The sequence below is a fragment of the Ruegeria sp. ANG-S4 genome (assembly GCF_000814005.1).
Lineage (GTDB): Bacteria > Pseudomonadota > Alphaproteobacteria > Rhodobacterales > Rhodobacteraceae > Ruegeria.
The window spans coordinates 525036-547974 of record NZ_JWLK01000001.1 but is presented as its reverse complement, the minus strand read 5'-3'; the positions used below and the strand labels follow the sequence as shown (position 1 = coordinate 547974).

Here is a 22939-nt window from a genome sequence, read left to right as displayed (position 1 = left end):
AGCACCTGGACCAAAACCCTTTGATGCTACAATGTGTTTCGACTTTCGAAGGAATAACAACCGCCGCTGATTGGTTTTTTACAGATGTTTCAGGACAATAAAGTGGCGCCTGCACCAACTGCTCAGACAGAGAGGCAGAAACTCAGTTTTTTGGCTGTCATTTAGAATCCAGTTCTGTCCGCTCGGTCACGCGTTAGACGCCTGTAGTAGGCTGTTGCTTGGTCTTCTCGTTCAAGAATAAATTCACACGCTTCGAAGACACGTCGGCTGGGCAGATTGTGGCGTTTGATTTCCGCCAGCAGATCATAAGACTTGACATGCAACGCATTGAAATAGGCAATCGCCGCTTCAAGGGATACTTTGCCCAATCCTTGGCCCCGCAAATCAGGATCAAGGTTAATCGAAACCAGAGCTTCGTGCGTAAGTAGATCAAACCTCGTAACAGCCACCCTGCGTTGAGCATTTGAACACATCAACAGGCAGCGGGCAGGGTTATTCAGCGCTTCGTCGAACCAAACCCTGTGATCTTCCCAGGAAATCGGATTGTGGGTATGAGACATTTCGCGTGTGACAGGGTCATTTCGCCAAGAAAAAATCCAACGACTGTCTTCTTCTAAAGCGAGCCTAACCTCGATCGCTGAAGCGGGTGTATTGAAGGTCGCCATTTCTCATCGCCTTGTTTCAATTCAATCCAATGATGGCCGATTGCCTAGCAAGTCAAGACATCAAACCTGCACACACCTTCGCTGAACAAGGAACGCGACGAAACAAGTTATTCAAAGTAATTTTTTTATAGGGGCAGTGAAGACTCTGGCCAAGTAAACGGTTTCCTGATCAGAAGTTTACGCCATCGGAACGAATGTAGACGCGCCACATCCGACGATACAGACTGAAAGCGGTTCATACGTTCCAGTCTCAAGACGGGTTTTTCGTTCGTTGTGTTCCTGCGGAAATCATATCCCAAGCCACAGCTGTATACTTCTTTATGGCCACGGTTGCTTGGCTGCCTATCACTTCATTCAAATACTTCGGCGCCAATCCATACCCCGGACGCACGCTGCGCACCATGGCTTCGGTGATCGTTTGTCCAGCCTCGATATCCTCGCAGAAGTAAAGCGAGCGACGAAACTTGACGTTTTCACGTTCGGAGGATTTGCGGCCATAGTCGACGTGGCCGATTGCTTCCCAAGCAGTTCGCGCATCACGACACAGTGCCGCAAGATCCACTGGCTCTAGGGAGAAACTATCGTCAGGCCCACCACCGTCGCGGTCAAGCGTCAAGTGCTTTTCGATCACCACACCACCAAGCGCAACAGAAGCTACAGCCGTCGTGTTGTCTATCGTGTGGTCCGAAAGGCCTGTAAGCACGTCAAACCTGGCTGCAATATCCGCCATAGTTGACAGGTTGTAGTCCGAAGGCGGAGCAGGATAACCCGATACACAATGAAGCAAAACCAGCTCTTTGCAACCACCGTCACGCGCCGCAGTGATCGCTTCGGCGATTTCGTCACGATCAGCCATGCCTGTAGATATGATCATGGGCTTTCCCTTCCCGGCCACATAGCGGATCAGCGGCAGATCGATGGCCTCGAATGAGGCAATCTTAAAGGCAGGCGCAGACAATTCATCCAGGAAATCAACGGCCGTCTTGTCGAAAGGAGAACTGAACATTGTGATGCCGCGTTCCCGAGCGTGATCAAAAAGCGCTTGGTGCCAGTCCCAAGGCGTATGCGCCCACTCATAAAGCTCGTGCAACGTGCGTCCTTTCCACAGCCCGGAATTGATCTGAAATTCCGGCTTCTCTGATGGAAGTGTGATTGTGTCGGCGCGGTAGGTCTGAATCTTGATCGCATCAGCGCCTGCTTCCACCGCCTTGTCGATCAGCAAGAGTGCAGTATAGAGATCACCGTTGTGATTTGCGGACAGCTCGGCAATTACGTACGGAGGATGGCTCTGCCCTATTGGTCTGCCGTCGATGTTGATGTCGTTGACTGTTTTCATCGTCTTGCCGCTCCCCGCTCTTTAACGACTGCGCCCCGTTCTGGTCGAAATCAACCTTTCATGCAACTCTATGAGCACTAGGGCGCAGACGCGTTGTTAGCTCGTCTCGAGTGCTGCTCGCATCCGTTTCTCAACCCGTATCGCACCTTTCCCATCACAAAGAGAGCTCGAGTTGCGGGCCAGTTCGGCCAAAACCCTTGGGTTGCGGACCCGTTGCAGAGACTCAGCTAAAGTATCAACCCAACCATCCCCATCTGCGAGAAAACCCAAAGACACCGCCGCGCCTGCCTGTTCAAGCGCTCGGGCCGCGGGAATTTGGTTCTCGGCCGTACTAAGCATCAATGATGGCAGCCCAAGGACGCACCGTTCCCAAGCTGTTCCGCCGGCCGCGCCAATTGCCAAATCGGCCTTGGCCATAAGATGATGTAAGTCCCGAACATCCACTTTTATGTCGCAAGGAAATGACAGTTCTTCAGCTCTTGCGCGCAAATTTTCCAAATGCGGAGCTGTGCCTCCCAGCACGAGCGTTACATGGAACCCTTCAGGAAGCGTGAGACGATCAAGGCAGGACAAGATAGCGCTGCTTGCGTTGGGAAGATCTACGCCCCCCATTGTCACAAGAACATGGCGCAATGAACGCTTCTTGCGGGTCGGCAGAACACGATCACGCAGTTCCGAAAACTCAGGGCGCAATAGTGCGTATCTGGGCCCAAGCAAAAGATCACAGTCTGACGGCACAAACTGTTTGTAGTCAGCGGATGTACGTTGCGGGCCAGGATCCAGCAACCAACGGCCGAGATGTGGACGATTGGCGAGATCATCAATAATCAGGCATTTTGCACCGGTGGCGCGCAGCACTGCGGCCTCCCACTGCGCATCCAGCCCGTAATGATCCACAACCAACCAATCCGCAGGCTGTTTTTGCAATTCCCGAGCCGTCGCTTCAGCATCATCCGCCCAAGTGAGCCCCGACCAACTGGAATAGTCGAGCGGAGCAGCGGCATCGCCCCGTGGCGCAGGTAAGAGTGTCAATGACACGCCATTTTGACAGAGGAACTGACCAAGGTTCCCGGGCAGATCGGCACATATGAAATGGCACCTGGCCCCGTGGGCCTCCAGCATTCGCGCCAGTGTAAGGCAGCGCATGACATGCCCAGTACCAATCACCAGCGACGCGTCGACCCGAAAAGCAACCCTCATGGAAGGTGATCTTCCCCGGCTTCAGCAAGCTGACGCAAGCGCATGAGTTGACGCGCACGCGCCAGATCGTCAGGCGTATCTATATCCACCGCTCGGTCTGGTGGCATGACATGCCCTGCCAATCGAGACGGGTAAAAGCTAAGAGCCTTCAGAAAGGGTTCGGTCCGCACCCAACAAAACGACCCGTTGGCAGCAAATGCCTCGGGGTAAGTCTGCGACTGGCGCTTGTTTTCTTCGGGCCAAAGAGGATGAAGGTGGCCATTTCTTGCCACGAGTGCCTTGTAAGGATGCAACGGATAGTGCGATACGCCGAGAACCGCATCTTGCCCTTCTAAAGTGCGGGCGCTTTCAATCAAATCTTCGGCACTCATGAAGGCTGCCATCGGGTAGACAAGGCAAAACGTTTCCGGCCGATCTTCCGGCGCAAATTTGCGCTCAAGCAGTTCTGCGCAGACTTGGGCCGCTGGAACTCGGTCTTCTGCCAGTTGGGGCGGCCGCATGTCGGCCGTCGCGCCCCATTCGCGGGCGACGTCCGCGATCTCTTCGTCATCTGTTGAAACAATAATCTCTGAGAAAATACCGGCCGAGTGGCAGGTTTCGATGGGGTAAGACAACAAAGGCCGACCGCAGATATCAACAATGTTCTTGCGTGGAATACGTTTTGAACCGCCCCGCGCAGGAAGCACAGCAATTTGTTTGTGCTCGGGCTTGTTCACTTTCTAGTCTTGTCCCCATTCCAGCATTTCACCTGCCTTGAAGGCGCGTGGATAGGGAAAACCCACAAGCCTCTCGGTAACCTGATGAGAACTGACACCGTGGCCAGGCCGCTTGAATTCAAGATCTTCTTGGCGAATGGGTGCGCCCGCCTCAACGTCACGCAATAGAAATGCGGATTTATAGTAAAGCTTCGTATCGCGCCGATCAATCCTGGTAGGCTCGACGACCGGCCTTCCCAGGGCCGTTTCGCAACGGCGTACATTGGCCAACCAGTCTTTGAACTCCTCAGGCTCGTGCGCTTTCCAATGACCGTTTGCGGGTGTATTTCGATCCAGAGTCAGTCTTTTTTCGAGCACTTTGGCACCCAATCCAACGCTCATGTAGTCCAGCCAGTCGCTGCGACCCTGCGGCGTGTAACCAGCAACCATGCCCAACTGGCGATAGACTTCAAAGGCGCGAAAGTTCATGTCTTCTTCTTCCGGTGTGTGGAAGTCATGCAGAACAATCAATGGCCCGCCACCAGCCTTGCGATAGATATCCTCCAGCTTAAGCAGTTCGAACTGGGTAATTGTGCCGGTATCAAACATCAGCGGCTTACCGTTTTCGGCCAGCATTTCGATCATTCGACGGTGGCTAAGGCTCCACGTGCAAATCTTGTTGATAGTGAGATCCAATGAATTGCAGCGAGCAACGGCGCCTTCGTAGTGTGATGTTATTATGATATCGATGCCGTGGCTGCGCGCGGTAGCTACGATTTCCGCCCATTCCTCATCGGAAAATTCCAGCCCTTTGAACATTTCCAACATGTTTTCTGTGCGCGGCCCGTGCGCGAGCGTGGGATACGTGTATTCAATACTATGATCTCCCAAGAGCCTCTCAGCTTCGATCATCTGGAATTTGACGGCATCCACACCAATATCCGCCGCAACGGCGATCAATTCCTTGGCGCGGCCCAAGTCGCCTCCGTTCGTCAAACCAAGATCGGCCATTATGAAGATCGGACGGCCTTCGCCTATTTCGCGGTCGCCTATTTGGACATGTGCCATAGTCTGGTCCTTCTTTAGGGCTAGATAGAGTATGATCATGACATGGCCCTGCTCGGCCTTGCTTGTGTTTGAAACAAGTATCCAAATGGCCCGCAAATTCCAACCAAATTTACCAGTTCAAACACATCAGCGCACCAGCGTTGTGACCTTACTTACGGTCGTCCAACTCACCCCAAGATACTGAGATGGCACCGATGTCGGTCTGTTTAAGAAATCGTCCTGCATTCGAGAATCGCCAAAAATTGAGGTTGCAATCCCACCTGATGCAATTTGCGAAATGGGAGCCAAGGCGGGTTGCGACCCGTTACGACCGAAGTTCCTAGGTTTTCCATCAGCGGTCACATTCGCAGCGACCGGAATTTGCTGGTTACGATCCTCACGCTCGGACACCGACCGCCAGCCTACAGTTTCTGAGGGCTATTTGGCGCAATCTGATGTGTGGATGACCTGCCTCGCTTGAACGTTCTGATCTACTACTTGGCGCATCTGAGCTGCGATTTCGTTTGCATGTCGCCCTTTTGCGCATGCGATCCCTCTGAAAAGGATAGAAGAATGTCAGATTTCAACAGCATCAATAGTATCAGTTTGGGTGTTATTCGCAACGGAAGCGAGGTGTTTGATCGCTTGCGCGGCACTATTTTCGACGACTTCCTCGTTGGCGCAGGTGACGACGATGAACTGAAAGGATTTGCGGGAAATGACTTCCTTTCCGGTGGCGACGGCAATGATCTGGTGATCGGTGGCGACGGCGAGGATCTCCTCCTCGGCGGCAGCGGCGATGATCGTCTGTTTTCGGATTTGGGCGACGATTTCGTTGATGCAGGCGCGGGCGATGATCTGATCATGGCGGGGCCTGGGTCTGACGTCATCATTGGCGGCGAAGGCGACGACGAGATCTACGGCCACGCCCGCAGCGTCGGGGATGAGATCCCGGACGACGACGCCGCAATCTATGCAGGCAACATGAACGACTACACCATCGAGGTGTTCGAAAAGTACAATGGTGCGCGCGATGAAAAGGTCTTGGCGGTTCGCATCACTGACAACAACACGGACGATGGCGTCGATGAAGGCACCGACGTTCTGATGGACGTTGAACATCTGGTCTTTGCGGATAGGACGGTTACCTTCGAGTCCCTGGTCTCCGGCAGTTCCGAACAAGACGCGGGCTTGATTGGGGATGACGCCAATGACAGCCTGAGAGGGACCGACGACTTCGACATCATTTTGGGCAACGGCGGGAATGATCTGTTGAAGGGTTTCGGCGGGAATGACCTGGTGTTTGGCGGCGACGGAAACGACACCGTTCTTGGTGGCGATGGCCAGGATTACCTTGAAGGCGGCACAGGAAACGACCTTGTGATCGGTGATCTGGGCAATGACATCGTCAAGGGCAACGCAGGCAGCGATGACATCATGGGCGGCGGCGGAGCTGACACGCTCTTTGGTGGCGAAGGCGATGACTTTATCTTTGGCTTCGGCCGAAGTGCGGCAGGTGATGACTTTGGCGACACGGCTGTTTATGCAGGCAATATGAGCGACTACACCTTTGAATTCGTTGAAGTCTACAACGGCGCACGCGACGAATTTGTACAAGAGTTGCGGATCACGGACTCAGCTGGCGGTGGCGCTGATGGCGTGGACGAAGGCTTTGACCGCCTGCAGGACATCGACATTCTGGTCTTTATGGACCAGACCGTTCTGGTGGAAGATCTGATACTTTAGTCACAGCCTGTCCGAACCATTGGTTGGACGTCGCGGGGATGTTTCAAGCATTCCCGCGATTTGCGTTCGCCCAGACCACGATTACGCATAATACCGACGCTTTCGCGCGCATTGGTCGACGAATACTCCGTCGGAACAGGTTGGGGTCATTCACAAATGCGGGGCATGTTTTCAAATGCTCGAAACCGTAGACCGAAAACAAGCGCTGTGGACTGCTCGTGCGTCACCCAAATGGGTTCGGTTCTGATCGTGGTCAGGATCGTATCACAAGCCTTGGACACTCAGGGATGCGGAAAATGTCCGCCTTGAGCTCACCCCACTCGTTTCATAACTGGCGAAATCGACACTTCTTCACAGTCCCTTCTGACGACTGGGCCCGTGTTTTACGCCTGAGCGCAATTCCATTTGCGGATCATGAGGTCGTGCAAAAACACATGCGGTCGCAGTGAACTCTCGGCCAAGACCAGTCGTCGCCCTGAGCGTGCATTTTAATTTCGTCCGCGAATGCTTTCGCACGCATAAATTTGCTTTTCCGACCCAAGAAGATTGCATTTTTCTGATTGCCAGGTGCCTACAAAGTGCTTGCCGATAGTACAGTTGTGTCTGAGTAAACGGGCTTTTTTCTGTTGCTGTTCCAGCAAGCGAAAACGTCAGCTTCTGCCCGGCGCTGGACTGAAGGTAGGTTTGGAACTTTCCCAGAGCCCAATATCCATCCAGATCATTGTATCTGCTTATAAAGCTATCGAGCAAATCATTGCATATGCCCTGCAATTCTTTACGTCGCGCCATGTTGAACTCCGAACCGGGGAAAAATGGCACGAAAATCGCAATCCATGCCCCTGCTACCTTGAGCGCAGGGAACCGGGATAGTCGAGTTCGCCACGAAGGACAACTTCGTTCGCCAGTCGGAATTTGAATTTCCACTTGAACAAGTATCTCACTGCGACGATGTCCGCACCAGCGAAATCAAAGGGTTACGATAAGGAGACACCGGTGGGTTCAAATAATACCCCGTAGTCGGATTATCTTAGGCTCAGATTCTGTCTCGGGCGGAATCGACCCCTATATGCCGGAAAGTGCGCGCATTTTCATGCGCGCACCGTGCGGTCAGGACGTGGCTTTGGGCAACGCAGGATCACTGCCCCATTCTGCCCATGAGCGGTGATACACCCGAACGCGCGGGAAGCCCAAAAGGCGCAGCGCGACATAGCTGTGCGCCGATGCCAGACCGTTTTGGCAATGCATGATGACGTCATTCTCTGGCGTCACACCATTGGCTTCAAAATGCGCCAACAGCTCGTCCGTTGAGCGAAAACGCCCGTTTTCCCCAAGGTTTTTGGCCCATGGGATGTTGACCGCCCAAGGCACATGGCCTTCGTCAAACATCTTGGTGGGACGAACGTCGATCAACACCGCGTCTGAGGCATTGCGGTGGTTCAGAACATCCGCAGCCGATGCATGGCGCCGCGGGCTAAGCGCCGCCTGATAAACTGCGGTGTCATATGGCTCAGGATCGGTGGATACCGTTCCGCCGACCTCCAGCCACGACGACCAACCACCGTTCAGCACGGCGACGTCGCGATGACCCATATACTCCATCAACCACAGCATGCGTGCGGCGTGGAAGCCGCCCCGATCGTCGTAAAAGACAACCCTGCGGTCGGCAGATATGCCAATATTGCCCAGCAGTTCTTCGATATCGGCAAAACTCTGCAATGCTCCGGGAACGGGGCTTTGTTTTGCCACCACGGCGTTTGGGTCAAGATGCCGCGCACCTGGAACGTGGCCCGCGTCGTATTCTTCGCGGGGGCGCACGTCGACCAACACAAAGTCCACATCTGGCATGGATGACAGGGTTTTGGCCAGGTCTTCCGGTTCAACCAAAAGGCTCGGGTTTGCATACACTTGCGTCGTTGCACGGCCGAGTTTTGGGATGGCCAGGACTGTCGTGCTCAGAGCAAGAGCACCGAAGGCTCTGCGGCTCAGTTTCGGTTCCATAAATCTTCTCCAAAGTCTTTCGTTAGTAGGGCATTTCCACAAGACGGAGGTACGGCACAGGTGCCTTCCAGCCATCTGGGTATCGCTTGCGTGCTTCCTCATCCGAAACGGATGGGACGATCACGACATCTTCGCCCTGCTTCCAGTTTGCGGGTGTCGCCAGCTGCTGACGTGCGGTCAGTTGCAGGCTGTCGATGACACGCAGCACTTCGTTGAAATCGCGCCCGGTGGTCATCGGGTAAGAGATCGTCAGTTTGATCTTCTTGTCGGGACCAATGATGAACAACGTACGTGCCGTTGCGTTGTCCATCGCAGTTCTGGCCCCGGCTGACCCGTCCGTGTCCGCAGGCAACATGCCGTACAGCTTGGCAATCTTCAGATCGCTGTCGCCAACCAAAGGGTAGTTCGGCGCTTGTCCCGTTGCCGAACAGATGTCCTCGGCCCAGCGTTCGTGTTCTTCGACCGGGTCTATCGACAGGCCGATAATCTTGACCCCGCGGCGTTCGAAATCGGCCTTCATGCGCGCCACGACGCCCAGTTCGGTCGTGCAAACCGGAGTAAAGTCCTTTGGGTGCGAGAACAGAACACACCAGCTGTCTCCGATCCAATTGTGGAAATGGATCATGCCTTCGGTTGAATTGGCCAGAAAATTCGGCGCTTCGCTGTTGATTGCCAGAGGCATCTTTCTTCCTTCCTTAATCTCTTGTCAGAATTTGCCCGACGAAACGGGCCGGTTCCGGTCACCTAAACGTGGCGGCGCATCGATACCTGAAAGAAATCTGAAGGAGTTCTGAAACGTGTCTCAAGCCGCTTTGAGGCTGTCGCGCATCCGTGTGAAACGGCGATCCGATGACAAAGACACGAATGCTGGATCGACAAAGAGCCAATCCAGATCCCGCCAACCGTGGTCGAACAGTTCCTCGAGCGTCAAGATTGCCCGATCTCTTTCCCCTATCGTCGACAGCGCGGACGCCAGATAAACGGCTTGCGCGCTGCCAGTCGTGTCAATCGATTCAATTGTGGCAAACGCGGATGCGTTCTCGCCAAGCAACGCCATCGCACATGCGATCGCCACAAGGGCCCGTGTGTCCGATGGGTCGGCCTCAAACCGGTGCCTGGCGCGCACCAGAACGCGTTCCGCATTGCGCCGACAGCGCTCAGGCTCGCGCACAGAAGACAACTGGGCTGCATGGAGATAGCCCTTGATGTTCGCCGGTTCCAGATTGCCAACCTGTTCAAAGAATCTGATGGCAGGGCGAAGGCGTCGGCGCGACATCAGGAACCAGGCCGCAAAGTGGTAGGCCGAAGCGCAATGTGGGTCAGAGGCTAAAGCCCGCTGATGGGCGGCCTCAGCCGCGTCCCAATGGCCCGCCGAACTGTGGGCATACCCTAATGCGGAATGGGCGGGCGCAGAGGTTGGAGCAACCCTAACGGCAAACTGGGCGTCGCATAGCGCTTGGGGCAGCGTGTTGCGTCCCTCGGACCAGTACAGGTGCGACCGGATGAGGGCGACAGCGCGCTCCGTGCGGATTTCGGATGAGTCTGGGCAGAGGTCTATAGCCTCGGCCGTCAGGGTCTCAGCATGCTGAATGGCACCGGGTCCGCAACGCACGAGCTCATCCCTGGCCTCCAGACAAAGTGCTCTGGCCTCCAGCCCCGAGGTATCCAGATCCGTTAACTCGAAACCATCACGTGCCCGTTCGCGTACCGGCCGCGTCAACCGGTAACCGCCGCGCGGCACGGTCGCGACGATGCCACGGTCCTTCAGGACGCGGCGAAGCTCGGAAACGACCTGAGTCAGGCTTTCGTCGCTTACAAACACGTTTGGCCAAATCTGTTCCAGAAGCTGGTCGCGCGATACCACCGCGCCTTCCGCCTGTGCCAAGATTTGCAGTAGCTTGATTGCCCGAGGCGAAAGCTGTCTTTTCTCGCCCCCGCGTGTCGCCGTTCTTGCGGCTACGTCCACACGCCAATCATCGATCAACAGTTGCATTAAATTCACCAGAAGAAATTTGGCAGAATATGCGAGCGAATAGTGTCAGACAAAAGTCGGGAAAACCCCACCCAAGCGCGACCTATGGACAACTTTTTGTGAACTCCGCGATATTCTGTGCAGTGAAAATTGCACCATGCGGCAGGCAATTTCCATTACCAGATGGCTTGAAAGGGCACAGGTTTTCAGATCAACGCTTTTTCCATTGAATAGTTATGAATCAACACATTGCTTCGCTCAAATTCCCGGCGCTCGATGAGGCGGAAGCCCTTTCGCAGGAAGAAGCCGCGCAGCTTCGCTGGCTTCGACGAACAGACGCGCTATGCCTGCCGAACGCGCGGCGCGTTCGAGCCGGTCATACAGCGCGGCCCCCACCCCGGTTCCAACAAAGTCGTGATGGCAATAAAAGCAGTCAATGTGGCCGTCGAATTCCAGCTCAATGAACGCAATCGGCTTGTCTTCGTCATCAACCGCGACAAAAACCGATCGGCCATCTGACACCCGCGCAATAAACGTTTCGGTCGAAACGGGCTGTGGGCTCCAAACCTGAACCTGGTCCGGAGCATAATAGTCTCGCCCCACCTTTTGCACCGCCTCATGATAGATTGAGGCAAGAAAGGCTGCATCGTCTGTCCTGAAATCCCGAATATTCACATCTGATGACCTTGTTGAGTGCTCGGCAACCTAGTTCATGCTGACAAAAGGCGGACCCGGAGGCGATTCGAATTGATGTCTACAAAGCTGAGATAACTTTCGGTTGTCTTGTCGTATCGGGTCGTCACGCGCCGAGAGTTCTTCCATTTGTTGAAGCATCTCTCGACCCGATTTGCAGACCAAAAAGTGAGCGGTCGACCATCCACAAAATGGTCGGCGGACGCCTAGACGTGTGCCTATTTATCGTTGCTTTCCGCCTTCAAAATTCCGTCGGCCGAAGCGCCTGCGGTCAGATCGGCATCAGAAAAAGACTTGGTTTCCGGCAGTTCGAGGTGCAGAGAAGACGTATGGTCAATATCCAGTCGGCCGTTGGACAGGGTGTAATCCAATACGTGCCCACCTTTTTTCAAGTCGCTGGAAATGAAATGTAGGTGGTAGCCCGGCACACCGATACCGACCGCATAGTCCGGGCAACGAAAACCTAAAATAGTGCCATCCACATCATTCAGCTCAAATTCTGCCTGGGTCTTCACGACCTCCAACAGAGGTTTATAGGGTTTGTCCTGCCGCAAAACATTCCTGTACTTTATGTGCTTGATACGACCAACAAATCGAACGGCGTAAAACAGGTTCTTCGCTTCTGCCAATCCATCCAATTGACTTTCAAACGAGTGTTTGTCGGTTGTCTTATCCAGCGACATCGACACAGTCGGTTCAAAATTGATGACGGCGGCATAAGGTGTAAGCGCAGTGTTACGCGCTACTGTTGCCTTTCCTTCACCATCCAGCCGGTACGCCACGCCGTCCGCCACAATCATCTCGCCATCAAGCGCATTGAACGTGCCGAGACCAAAGTTTCCGTGTGTCAGCAACTCACCAATAGTGACCGTGCCGTCGTAAACACCCTGCATCACAGCGCTCAGCAGCGACGCCTGATAATACTCGTGCGCATGTTCATTCGGTTGAAATCGCTGTTCTTTGCTGTGGCTGGCGGCAGCCGTCGCAAAGGTGAGCTCTGTGTCCATAGTCATTAGTTTCCACCATTGGGTGTTTCGGGACATTTTGTTGGAATTCGGATTGGCAGAGGTATTACTCAGTATCTCGCCCTCAATACCATCAGGCAACACCGAAATCCGCACTGGCTCATGCAAGACTTCCAAGAGGTTTGTGACGAACGCTATGAATACGGGCTTAGAGACCTATCGAGCACCGTGGAAATTCATCACCGCAGGGTGTGCTTATTCGTTCATTTTGGACTTGATGTCGAAATAAAGCGATCCAATCCCCAGAAGCGACAAGCAGGAATAGCGAGCCGGAAAAGACACCACTTAAAATGCAAACTTCCGAAAGACGGGCAACGGCACGTTATTCAATGGCACAACGCAAACGAAAATTATGAATGTGACGACAACGGTTTTGGCGCGTTGTTTTTTGTGAATTTCATTTTTCTCGCCGCAGAATCGGATTCAAATCAGTCTTCCTCGCAGTGGACGAGGAAAAAAACACCAATTTCAATCTGAGACGGTCACCGTCGGTTTTACTCCCTTATTTTCAATACCATAAAAACCCCCAATGCCCGGCTTGTACGGAATACGGACACACCTGCGCCCCCAAAAGTCCCGGCTATTCCTCCTCTCGAAGCAAGCGAACGACTTCGTCGATCCTGGGATGCCGCCGCGATTTGTGTGGAAGCTCAAGAGACAAAACTTTACCTGTTCTGATGCCTTGGGATGAAACACGCTTGAGCGCGCCAGATTGAAGCGCCTTCTCGATCAGGCAAACGTGGCCCATCAGTACACCCGCGCCGGATTTCGCTTCTTCCAAGGCAAGGGCATAGAGTGAGTACCGCGGCCCCCTGGCCGGATCACCGACCGCGACACCCGTCGCCTCTGACCACATGAGCCAGTCGTCCTGCCACGTCTGATCGTGCAGCAGTTGGACACTCTCCAGATCGAGACCATCCACTAACGCCGGTGCGCAAACGGGCAATATTGTATCTTGCGCAAGCACGATCGGGTTCTTTGCTTCAGGCGGGACAGAAAAGAACACCGAAAGATCAAAAAGCTCCCTCGCCAGGCTGGGAGGAGACTCCATTGCGGTCACGGAGACATTCAGGTCGGGGTATTTTTCGCGCAGCTTGCCCAATCGTTCCGGCAACCAAAGTTGTGCAATTGCGGGCAAGGCGGCAATGTGGATCTCCGGGTTGGGTGCCAGATTTCGCAGACTCTGCGTCGCAGCCGAAAGTAGATCGAAAGCCTGTGTGAACTCTTCTCTCAGCTTGCGACCAGAAGCGGACAGAGAGACTCCTTGTGCCCGTCTTTCAAACAGAGACGTTCCCGCCCAAGTTTCCAGAGCCTTTATATGCTGCGATATTGCGCCAGCGGTAACGCCCAACTCCTCGGCAGCCAAGACGAAGCTTTCCAACCTTGCCGCGGCCTCGAAAGCGCGCAAAGCGTTTAGCGGCGGTCCCTTTGGGCGACGCGGTACGACAGCCATAGATCTCAGACTTAGTTTTTCTATGCCAAGAAATAGCAAAACTGGTTTGCGTTGTCATGCAATCTGTCCAATCTATTCGCAACCAAGGAGGTTCAGGCGATGACGCTACAAACGAGAAACTGGGTGCCAGCCGTAAGCGAGGCAATGGTCCAGAAGATTGCAGCCGACACATCACACGCATCATCCAACGTCCTGCTTGATAGAATTGAGGATCTTGCGGCCCGCAATCGGGAAATCCACGAGAAAGAGTGCTTCAACCTCAACCCCGCAACAAATGTGATGAACCCACGGGCCGAGGCGCTGCTGTCTTCCGGCATTGGGTCTCGCCCGTCGCTGGGATATCCGGGCGAAAAATATGAGATGGGCCTTGAAGCCATAGAAGAGATCGAGGTCATCTCTGCCGAACTATGCGCGGAAGTTTTCGACGCGAAGTTTGCAGAGATCCGCGTTCCATCCGGTGCGATTGCAAACCTTTATGGCTTCATGGCCACCTGCAAGGCTGGTGAAACGATTATTGCCCCACCGGCATCGATCGGAGGGCACGTCACGCACCACATCGCCGGGTGCGCCGGGTTGTTTGGATTGCGCACCCTAGAGGCACCCACCGATACTGACGGCTACACTGTTGATCTTGAAGAGCTGCGCGCACTTGCGCGAAAAGAGCGCCCCAAGTTGATAACCATTGGTGGCAGCCTCAATCTTTTTGAGCACCCGGTCAGTGATGTCCGTGCGATTGCTGATGAAATCGGTGCCAAAGTCATGTTTGACGCGGCTCATCAGTGCGGGATCATCGCAGGAATGGCGTGGCGCAACCCTCTGGCCGAAGGCGCGCATTTCATGACCATGAGCACGTACAAAAGCCTTGGAGGACCGGCCGGAGGGCTGATTGTCACTAACGACGCAGAGATTGCGAAGGCTTTGGATGCCATTGCATTTCCCGGCATGACGGCAAACTTCGATGCTGCGAAATCGGCTGCTCTGGCGGTGACGATGCTGGATTGGCGTGAGTACGGACGCGACTATGCGGCAGAGATGATCGCAATGTCCCAAGCATTGGCGCGGAGCCTCGATGATTACGGCGTCCCAGTATTTGCCGGGCGCGAGGGCTTTACAAACTCTCACCAGTTTGCCGTGCTGGCGGAACAGTTTGGCGGAGGACAGTCTGCATCCAAAACACTGCGCGAAGCAGGGTTCTTGGCTTGCGGTATCGGTCTGCCCGTTCCCGAAGTCGACGGTGATATGAATGGCCTGCGCATCGGCACACCAGAGTTGGTAAGATGGGGCATGACGTCCGACCACGCAGACAGACTCGCATCTCTGATTGCGCGGGGATTGAAGGGTGACGATGTCGCCGCTGAAGTGGCCGCCTGGCGGCGCGACTTTTCGGATTTGCACTTTGTTCATGGATAGTTCTGCCCGGATTAAACGCTGAAGACTTCAGGTCTTCATCTGGAGCGGTGGCAAAACCGGGTTTTCGAACCTGTCGATGAAAATACCGACGTACGCCCAAATTCGACGACACCCATCAGGGTCGCAACGGCAAGGTAGCTCGGTGTCTGATCCGATTTGAGACCGATCGTCAACAGGACCACCGACGCCAGAGACAGCCCGTCGATGACCGCGCGGATTGTGCTCGGCCCGGCGTTCCAATCGACAGGGCACCGAGGCCAGCAAGCCAAAGCAGTGCAAGTATGATGAGTTCGACCCAATACATTCAGCCGCTGGATTTCATCGACCACTTGCCGGTGGGCAAAGTCTCCTGGATCAAACTTTTTAAGATTGATCCGGCCGTCTCTCTCGGTAGGCTGAAACAACTGAGGATTTGTCCATGGCCCGAATATTGGCTTCTTGTGTTCATTTAACCATCGCCAAAACCTGCTTGGCGCAAGACGGAACCGCTGATCAGGAATTGGAATCCGGCATCCTTTCGGTTGCGGATTTGTCCATTGCAATGAGCGGGCTGCGGGCCCGACCGAATTGCGGATCGCCTGACAAAAGCGTAGCGTCCTCTGCCAAGCTGCCAAACACCTCACAACTCACTGTAACTAGGGGCTTGTGAATTGAGCGGCTACTCAAAGCCCCACAAATGGGCCGATCCACTAGTCAAGCTCTTCCCGCATCAGGTCGGCTTTACGTGTCCACCTCATGACTTCGATGCGGCCCCAACGGACTTTCTCCGCATGGCGCCGAGGAGCGTTGGCGTTCATGGGTGGATGCTGCACGTACCCGACTACGCGCACCGACTGGACCAAAGGAAACAGAACTTTGGCATGCTCGAGGATTTTCTGGAATGCATGGCCAACAATGGCGCCGATGTTTGCGGCCAGGTCGGCTCGAACTGGGTGCATGCATCGGGCCTTGGGGTCGAAGGAATTCGCCAACATTGCGAAATGCTGAGTGAAAAGTACGAGACGCCATTTCACATGGCGGGCTACGCCATGGTGGAAGCCTTGCGCGCGAGCAATGTTGAGAAGGTGGCACTGAACGCATGTTATCACCCTGAAAGCTGGTACAGAGGCACGGAAGGTTTCCTGAAAGAGGCCGGATTTGACGTGGTGTGGGCCGGAAATTTCTACGACCAGGGTTGGTTTGCCTCGCAACAGGACGTCGATGATTGCATTTGGTGTTTCGATGAGGAACTGATCTGGAAGTCATTTGACTACACCGCCGAAAAAGCGCCGAGAGTTGATGCCTATCTGATCAATGGAATGAGCAATTATCGGCGTCCATCCGATGGGATAGCGCAGCGCCCGGTGCATTATGCCGCTGCGTTGGAAGAGCGTCTTGGAAAACCGGTCATCGGTCACGACATCGCGCTTTACTGGCGGATCTTCAAAACGCTTGGCGTTGCACCGGAAACCGAACACGGCAGCTTGCTATCATCATTGAAAGACTAGCCATGCACAAGATCGTTGCCCTTTGGGCCATACCACGCTCCACCTCCACCGCTTTCGAATGGATGATGCGGCAACGCGGAGATCTTGACTGTTTGCACGAACCGTTCGGTGAAGCCTGGTATCAGGGGGAAAACCCACTCTGGCCGCGGTTCAAGGAGGGCGACAAGACCACGCCCGGACTGACACTGGAAAGCGTTTGGGAGGACATACAACGCCGCGCGAACATCGGGCCGGTCTTCATCAAAGACTTTCCGCACTACATCAACCATCTGTGGAACCCCGAGTTCCTGTCGCATTTCACGCACGCTTTCCTGATCCGCGATCCTGCCAAAACGATCACGTCAATGCACCACAAGTGGCCCGACTTCGACGAATTGGAGGTCGGGTTTCCCGAACAGCGCGCTCTTTTTGATCTGCTGACGGCTTTGAACGGAACAACGCCGCCTGTGATTGATAGTGACGATCTGCTTGAAGCGCCCGCTGACATGACACGGGCGTTCTGCTCCGCGGTCGACTTGCCATTCATCGAAGCCGCGCTGAGTTGGGAAGCAGGCGGCGACCCATCCGCCCACAGTTGGTGGGACGGCGGGTCTTTCCATTCCAATCTGGCGAAGTCGACAGGGCTGACCCCACAGAAACGCAAATACATTGATCTGGAAAACGCGCCGGAACGTGTCCGGCAGGTACACCGCCGGATGAAACCACATTATGACCACCTGTATCGGCATCGCGTCCAATTGGGTCGAATGCCGGATTAGCCCTGAGAATACGGAATCTAAGGCACTTCAGACCCTGTATTGGTCAAGCCTCAGTTCAGTTCGCCTCAATTGCGTCCTGCGCGGCGCGCGCTACGGCAAGGTCCTGTTCGGGCGTTCCTGAACCCACGCCGATCCCGCCAACAACCTGTCCATCAATCACGATGGGCAGCCCACCGCCAAGCCGTGTGACGTCGCCTGAAGTTGCCGCTGCAATGGGCAAGCCGACATGTTCGGGGATGGTCGTTGTCTCGGCACCGATCGAGGCTGACGTTCGGGCTTTTGCACATGCGCTTTTGAGGCTCAGATACTTGGCACCTGTCATGCGGATTTGGCCCAGAGTTACGCCGCTGGCGTCAACGATGACGATGCATTGCGGCTGCCCAATCTCGGTCGCCTTGGCGACTGCAGCGGTGAGCATCTTCAGAATGGCCGCATCGGTCAGCCTCAGAGTTTGTTCCACGTACATGACTTTCGCCTTTCCCCCGTGACGCTGAATTGTTATCGGTAACATAACAGAGCAACTGATCGGGGGAAAGAGCATGCCGCATTCGGATATCGGGCTGATTGGACTTGGTACAATGGGCGCGATGCTGGCGCTGAACATTGCAGACCACGGATTTTCGGTCTCGGTGTATAACCGTACCACTGAACGCACAAAGGCGTTCATGGATCAGGCCGGCGCTCTGACCGCCAAACTCACGCCATGCGAAGACCTGCAGGAGCTGGTGGCCAGCCTTGCGAAACCACGCAACATCATCCTGATGGTTCCGGCAGGAGAAGCCGTCGATCAACAGATCGCAAAACTGCTGCCATTGCTGGACGCAAAGGACATGATCATCGACGCGGGAAACGCAAATTTCCATGATACGCAGCGACGTGCACAGGCGGCAAATGCGGCGGGCCGCCCCTTCCTTGGAATTGGCGTATCCGGTGGGGCCGAAGGCGCTCGGTTTGGCCCTTCGATCATGGGCGGCGGAGAAAAAAGCAGCTGGGATCGCATCGCACACATTCTGTCGGCAATTTCCGCAAAGTATCAAGGGACGCCATGCGCAACCTGGATGGGTGAAGGTGGCGCCGGCCATTTCGTGAAAACGGTCCACAACGGCATCGAGTATGCCGACATGCAATTGATCGCGGAAGTCTATGGCGTGATGCGGGATGGGTTGGGCATGGCTGCGAAGGACTGTGGCGCTGTGTTTGATCGCTGGAACGAAGGTACGCTCCAAAGCTACCTGATCGAAATTTCCGGCAAAGTTTCTGGCGCCACTGACCCTGCAACCAACACGCCGATGCTGGATGTTATCCTGGATCGGGCGGGTCAGAAAGGAACCGGACGCTGGACTGTTATCGAAAGCCAGATGCTGGGCGCACCGGTTCCGGTCGTCGAGGCTGCGGTCACCGCGCGGAACCTTTCGGCGATGCGCGACCTGCGCCTTGCCGGCGTGTCTGCCTACGGCGGGTCAGACAGATCGCTGGCTTCGGACGCCATCAGTATCGCTGATCTCGAACAGGCGCTGATTGCTGGCAAAATTCTGTGCTACGCGCAGGGCTTCGACTTGCTTGGCAAAGCCGGGGCTGAATACGGTTGGGCGTTGCCGATGCCACAAATCGCGGAAACCTGGCGCGAAGGTTGCATCATCCGCTCGGCCATGTTGAACGATATGGCCGTGGCGTTGGCCGAGGATGCCGGGCGCAACCTGATCCTTGCACCCTATTTCAGAAAGCTGATCACCGCCAATATTGGCGGGCTGCGGAAAACTGCCATCACAGCGCAAACCGCGGGTTTGCCGGTGCCGGCCCTATCCTCGGCACTGGCCTATTTCGATACGCTCACCACGGCCCGAACAACGGCGAACATGTTGCAAGCGCAGCGCGACTTTTTCGGCGCACACGGCTTTGAGCGCGTTGACCAAGCCGGAGACGGACATCATGGTCCCTGGCTTGACCAGCATCTAGACGGGTGAGACGCCGTTTACGTTCAGATAAACGGAATAGAGCGAGGTTGTACCGGTGATGAACAACCGGTTCAGCTTTGGCCCGCCGAAACAGACATTCGACACCATCTCGGGGATCAGGATTTTGCCAATCAGGGTCCCGTCGGGCGCAAGGCAATGAACACCGTCAGCGGCGGAACTCCAGATGCGCCCAGCCCGGTCCGTCCGGAAGCCGTCAAAAACACCGTTGGAGCAGTCGGCGACCACCTGCCCGCCAGACAGGCTTCCGTCCGCCGCGACGTGATGCCCTCGGATATGTGCGGGTCCTCCGGGCGTGTGGGTGATGCCGGTATCGGCGATATACAAAACGCTTTCATCCGGCGAAAACGCCAGTCCGTTGGGTTTTACATAGTCATCGGCCACAATCGTTATGTGACCGGTTTCGGGTTCGACTCGGTAGACATGGCAGGCTCCGATTTCGCTTTCGGCGCGCTCGCCTTCGTAGTCCATCAAAATGCCATAGCTGGGATCAGTGAACCAGATGGTGCCGTCGGATTTGACGATAACGTCATTGGGTGAGTTCAGGCGTTTACCCTCGAACCGGTCTGCAATCACAGTGATTGATCCGTCAAACTCCGTCCGGGTAACGCGACGCGTAAGATGTTCGCAGCTGACTAGCCGTCCCTGCCGGTCGACCGTGTGGCCGTTCGCGTTGTTGCTGGGTTCGCGAAAAACAGAGACCGATCCGTCGGTTTCGTCAAACCGCATGATCCGATTGTTCGGAATGTCAGAGAACAACAAATAGCGCCCGGCTGCAAACCAGACCGGGCCTTCGACCCATCGCGCGCCGGTCCAAAGGCGCTCGACCCGTGCGTGGCCTATGAGACAAGCCTCGAAGGCCGGATCAATGACCTCGAACCCGGTCCCGTCGATCACTCCGAACATCCTCGTCTCCTTTTTCAATGTCCTTACCCGGTTGGCGCATACCCCAGCCAGGCGCGGGCCGCTGGTTCCCGGGGTGGATCGGATCATCCCCCCAGATTGCCTGATAGGTGTCAACAGCCATGCCGCGCCTTTGCATATGCACGAAAGCGGCAATCAAAAGAACCCACCAGATGGAAAGGACCAGCCACATCCAAACAAGCGCGTTCGCCTTCCAAAGGCCCAGAACGATTGTGACCGAAGCAAGTAACAGCAGGGTATAGCCCAGGGTTTTGTGCAGATGTTCAAAGGCGCGGCGCCAAGGGGTCATATCATAGTGGTCTCCGCGCAAACTGCCATCCGCGGCCGGCGCGGTCGGACCGCCCTTGCTGCCCCGAAACTGGCCCAGCAATACCTGCAGGATCAAACCAAGCAGGACCGCATAGCCAAGCCAGTTGTGCAGGCTCATTTCGGTCAGGCGGCTTGGCAGGACCAACGCGAGCCCAAAAATGGAAAGTCCAACCACCAAGGCCTGCCCCATCCAATGACTGCGCCACCAGCTTTGGTTATCCAGTTCTCTGGGCCAGTCCTGCCCCGGCATGATCTTGAAAAACCGCGCTGCGATGACTGCAAGTGGCGCCAGTACGCCCCAGCTCAGAACCATGCTGCGGGCATGCCACGAAACGGCGAATCCCACCTCATGTACGCGGCCAGGGTCAATCGGGGAAAGCAGCCAGTCCCACATCAGCCCTTCACCGCACCCGCTGTCATACCGGTAATGATCTGCCGCGACGCGAACAGCGTGAAAATGATCGGCGGAATGGCCAGCAGCATACCGGTGGCCATGATGACACCCCATTCGACGTTGAACTCTGACATGTTGTTCACGATCAGGATCGGAACGGTTTTGGTATTCCGGTCCGACAGCGCCGAGGCCAGCAAGTATTCGTTCCACGCGATGCGGAAGGTAAAGATTGCGGCCGCCGCCAGCCCCGGCTTTATCAGCGGCAGAACCACTTTGAAAAACACCTGAAATGGACCTGCGCCATCGACACGCGCGGCCTCTTCCAATGAGCGCGGCACCTGCACGATGAAGCTTTGCAAAATCCAGATGACGAAGGGCAGATTCATTGCGATATAGACCAGAATGATGCCCGAATGCGTGCCTGCCAGGCAAACGTCGCCCCGGCCACCGAATGTGTCCCGGATCGCGCTGCCGACATAGCTTGTCTTGTCGATGCAGAACTCGTTGTTCCAGAGCCCGAAGACCGGAACCAGCAGCACGGCGGGCGGCACCATGCGCACCATCAGCGTCGTCAGCGACACTGAATCCCGTCCCATGAAACGAAATCGCACCAGCGCGTAGGCCGCCATGCACCCAATCACCAATGTCAGAATCGTTGAGACCAGTGCGATGATCAACGAGTTGATGAACGCGTTGCCAAATTTCAGCGAACAATGATCCACATGATCGGGCTTGTACCACAGTACGTCGCACAGTGCGGTTTCGTAATTCTGGATCGTCGGCAGGAAGATCATGCCCGAGGTGCCTGATATGATGTCTACGTCCAGTTTGAAAGAGTTGACGAACATCAGCAGAACCGGCCCAACCGACATCACAACCAGGGCGGCGATCAGCGCGTAGAACGCGGGCTGCTGTCTGTCATACGTGGTGGACATTATTCATCCTCCTCCGCCGCGGCACGCAGGCGGTTGGTCCGCATTTCCTGCCAGCGCGTGAAGGCGAACATCATCAGCGTGATGAACAGCAGCAGGATCAGCAGATAGTTCGACATGGCGGCTGCCACGCCCAATTCACGGAATTCGGTTGCTGTGCGCGAGATACGCAGGGCCAAAATCTCTGTGCTCAGACCAGGGCCGCCCTCGGTCATTACCAAAATGACCTCAAGTACCTTGAAAGCATCAATCAGGCGCAGAAGGCCCGTGACAATCAGAACCGGCATCATCAGCGGCAGTTTGATGTGGATGATTTGTTGCCACCCGGTTGCACCATCAATGCGCGCCGCTTCCAGCGCAGACCGCGGCAGCGATTGCAGCGCGGCAAGCGACAAAATGAAGATGAAGGGCGTCCATTGCCAGATGTCGGCGATAATGACCGACATCAACGCATTCGCGCCCAGCCAGTCCACCGATGGCAAACCGATGCTCTCAAAGAACCGGTTAAAGGTTCCCACAGTGGGGTGGTACATGTACCGCCACATCAGACCAACCACGACCGGGGCGATCATCATCGGCAGTATGAACAAGGTGCGCAGCACCGACATACCGCGAATGTTGCGGTCCAGCAGCAGCGCCAGTCCGACGCCTATGATCATCTCGAACGTGACCACAAAAAACGCAAAACTGAGCGTGACGCCCAGGCTTTCGCGGAAATTGGGGTCGTGCCAGAGGGTGATGTAGTTCTTGAGGCCGACAAACTCGGCCTCGCCGATCGTCTGGCTGGGATCCCAGTCCCGGAAACTGCCCCAGACCATATAACCCAACGGATAGAGCAGTGCGATCACCATGATCACAACAGCCGGGGCCATGAACATATACGGCGTCAAACGATTGGCCATGGCACGTTGCATTGGCGGGT

22 protein-coding genes and 1 pseudogene are annotated in these 22939 nt (G+C 55.4%); 5 read left to right on the top strand and 18 right to left on the bottom strand.

Annotated elements, in window-relative coordinates:
* Positions 1–161: 161 nt before the first annotated feature.
* The 5 genes from RA28_RS22140 to RA28_RS02885 all read right to left on the bottom strand — a co-directional run bounded on the left by RA28_RS22140 (position 162) and on the right by RA28_RS02885 (position 5003).
* Complete coding sequence (locus tag RA28_RS22140) at positions 162–665, bottom strand: GNAT family N-acetyltransferase (protein WP_052261243.1); 504 nt, start codon at positions 663–665, stop codon at positions 162–164.
* A gap of 250 nt (positions 666–915) precedes the next feature.
* The gene (gene pseI / locus RA28_RS02900; protein ID WP_039523605.1) at positions 916–2001 is read right to left on the bottom strand and encodes a pseudaminic acid synthase; all 1086 of its coding nucleotides are present in this window, start codon (positions 1999–2001) and stop codon (positions 916–918) included.
* A 96-nt stretch (positions 2002–2097) separates the two neighbouring features.
* A complete protein-coding gene (pseG, locus tag RA28_RS02895) occupies positions 2098–3147 on the bottom strand; it encodes a UDP-2,4-diacetamido-2,4,6-trideoxy-beta-L-altropyranose hydrolase (protein WP_241481085.1) in 1050 nt (349 codons plus the stop codon).
* A gap of 50 nt (positions 3148–3197) precedes the next feature.
* Positions 3198–3917 carry an acylneuraminate cytidylyltransferase family protein gene (locus RA28_RS02890; RefSeq protein ID WP_052261242.1) on the bottom strand — a complete coding sequence of 240 codons (720 nt, stop codon included), beginning with the start codon at positions 3915–3917 and terminating at the stop codon, positions 3198–3200.
* A 3-nt stretch (positions 3918–3920) separates the two neighbouring features.
* Positions 3921–5003, bottom strand: a complete 1083-nt coding sequence (locus RA28_RS02885; RefSeq protein WP_152611996.1) for an N-acetylneuraminate synthase family protein — start codon at positions 5001–5003, stop codon at positions 3921–3923.
* 513 nt (positions 5004–5516) lie between these two features.
* On the opposite strand from RA28_RS02885, the gene RA28_RS02880 reads away from it, so the two are divergent.
* Positions 5517–6689, top strand: coding sequence for a calcium-binding protein (locus RA28_RS02880; RefSeq protein WP_193747341.1), 1173 nt, complete (start codon positions 5517–5519; stop codon positions 6687–6689).
* 351 nt (positions 6690–7040) lie between these two features.
* Here RA28_RS02880 and RA28_RS22620 read toward each other — a convergent pair whose 3' ends face one another.
* From RA28_RS22620 to RA28_RS02850, 8 genes and pseudogenes are all read right to left on the bottom strand, one after another.
* The gene (locus RA28_RS22620; RefSeq protein ID WP_152611994.1) at positions 7041–7478 is read right to left on the bottom strand and encodes a hypothetical protein; all 438 of its coding nucleotides are present in this window, start codon (positions 7476–7478) and stop codon (positions 7041–7043) included.
* 318 nt (positions 7479–7796) lie between these two features.
* The gene (locus RA28_RS02875; RefSeq protein ID WP_039523597.1) at positions 7797–8687 is read right to left on the bottom strand and encodes a sulfurtransferase; all 891 of its coding nucleotides are present in this window, start codon (positions 8685–8687) and stop codon (positions 7797–7799) included.
* A gap of 22 nt (positions 8688–8709) precedes the next feature.
* Positions 8710–9369, bottom strand: a complete 660-nt coding sequence (locus tag RA28_RS02870; protein WP_039523596.1) for a peroxiredoxin — start codon at positions 9367–9369, stop codon at positions 8710–8712.
* 120 nt (positions 9370–9489) lie between these two features.
* Complete coding sequence (locus RA28_RS02865) at positions 9490–10680, bottom strand: winged helix-turn-helix domain-containing protein (protein WP_039523593.1); 1191 nt, start codon at positions 10678–10680, stop codon at positions 9490–9492.
* Positions 10681–10917: 237 nt separating this feature from the next.
* The gene (locus RA28_RS02860) at positions 10918–11334 is read right to left on the bottom strand and encodes a GNAT family N-acetyltransferase (RefSeq protein ID WP_241481047.1); all 417 of its coding nucleotides are present in this window, start codon (positions 11332–11334) and stop codon (positions 10918–10920) included.
* Between the two features lie 35 nt (positions 11335–11369).
* Positions 11370–11507 (bottom strand): annotated as a pseudogene (locus RA28_RS22615) (IS5/IS1182 family transposase); the annotation flags it as partial.
* A 63-nt stretch (positions 11508–11570) separates the two neighbouring features.
* Complete coding sequence (gene budA / locus RA28_RS02855) at positions 11571–12359, bottom strand: acetolactate decarboxylase (protein WP_039523591.1); 789 nt, start codon at positions 12357–12359, stop codon at positions 11571–11573.
* Positions 12360–12957: 598 nt separating this feature from the next.
* Complete coding sequence (locus RA28_RS02850) at positions 12958–13830, bottom strand: LysR family transcriptional regulator (RefSeq protein WP_039523590.1); 873 nt, start codon at positions 13828–13830, stop codon at positions 12958–12960.
* Positions 13831–13929: 99 nt separating this feature from the next.
* Between RA28_RS02850 and RA28_RS02845 the strand changes: the two genes are divergently transcribed.
* The 3 genes from RA28_RS02845 to RA28_RS02830 all read left to right on the top strand — a co-directional run bounded on the left by RA28_RS02845 (position 13930) and on the right by RA28_RS02830 (position 17485).
* Positions 13930–15240: a serine hydroxymethyltransferase gene (locus tag RA28_RS02845; RefSeq protein WP_039525588.1), complete on the top strand. Its 1311-nt coding sequence runs from the start codon at positions 13930–13932 to the stop codon at positions 15238–15240.
* A 770-nt stretch (positions 15241–16010) separates the two neighbouring features.
* A complete protein-coding gene (locus tag RA28_RS02835; protein WP_241481046.1) occupies positions 16011–16727 on the top strand; it encodes a hypothetical protein in 717 nt (238 codons plus the stop codon).
* A 2-nt stretch (positions 16728–16729) separates the two neighbouring features.
* Entirely contained in the window at positions 16730–17485 is a 756-nt protein-coding gene (locus tag RA28_RS02830; protein WP_039523579.1) for a sulfotransferase-like domain-containing protein, read from the top strand.
* 55 nt (positions 17486–17540) lie between these two features.
* Here RA28_RS02830 and RA28_RS02825 read toward each other — a convergent pair whose 3' ends face one another.
* A complete protein-coding gene (locus tag RA28_RS02825; RefSeq protein WP_039523577.1) occupies positions 17541–17951 on the bottom strand; it encodes a GlcG/HbpS family heme-binding protein in 411 nt (136 codons plus the stop codon).
* A 73-nt stretch (positions 17952–18024) separates the two neighbouring features.
* On the opposite strand from RA28_RS02825, the gene gndA reads away from it, so the two are divergent.
* A complete protein-coding gene (gene gndA, locus RA28_RS02820; protein ID WP_039523574.1) occupies positions 18025–19449 on the top strand; it encodes an NADP-dependent phosphogluconate dehydrogenase in 1425 nt (474 codons plus the stop codon).
* Here gndA and RA28_RS02815 read toward each other — a convergent pair.
* The 4 genes from RA28_RS02815 to RA28_RS02800 are packed head-to-tail and all read right to left on the bottom strand — an operon-like array spanning position 19438 to position 22931.
* The gene (locus RA28_RS02815; protein WP_039523572.1) at positions 19438–20364 is read right to left on the bottom strand and encodes an SMP-30/gluconolactonase/LRE family protein; all 927 of its coding nucleotides are present in this window, start codon (positions 20362–20364) and stop codon (positions 19438–19440) included. The two genes, gndA and RA28_RS02815, sit on opposite strands and share 12 nt — an antisense overlap.
* Positions 20324–21085 carry a cytochrome b561 domain-containing protein gene (locus RA28_RS02810; RefSeq protein WP_193747340.1) on the bottom strand — a complete coding sequence of 254 codons (762 nt, stop codon included), beginning with the start codon at positions 21083–21085 and terminating at the stop codon, positions 20324–20326. The genes RA28_RS02815 and RA28_RS02810 overlap by 41 nt, the downstream gene beginning before the upstream one ends.
* Positions 21085–22020, bottom strand: a complete 936-nt coding sequence (locus RA28_RS02805) for a carbohydrate ABC transporter permease (RefSeq protein WP_039523570.1) — start codon at positions 22018–22020, stop codon at positions 21085–21087. The genes RA28_RS02810 and RA28_RS02805 overlap by 1 nt, the downstream gene beginning before the upstream one ends.
* Entirely contained in the window at positions 22020–22931 is a 912-nt protein-coding gene (locus RA28_RS02800) for a carbohydrate ABC transporter permease (RefSeq protein WP_039523568.1), read from the bottom strand. Before RA28_RS02800 ends, RA28_RS02805 begins: the two co-directional genes overlap by 1 nt.
* Positions 22932–22939: the final 8 nt, after the last annotated feature.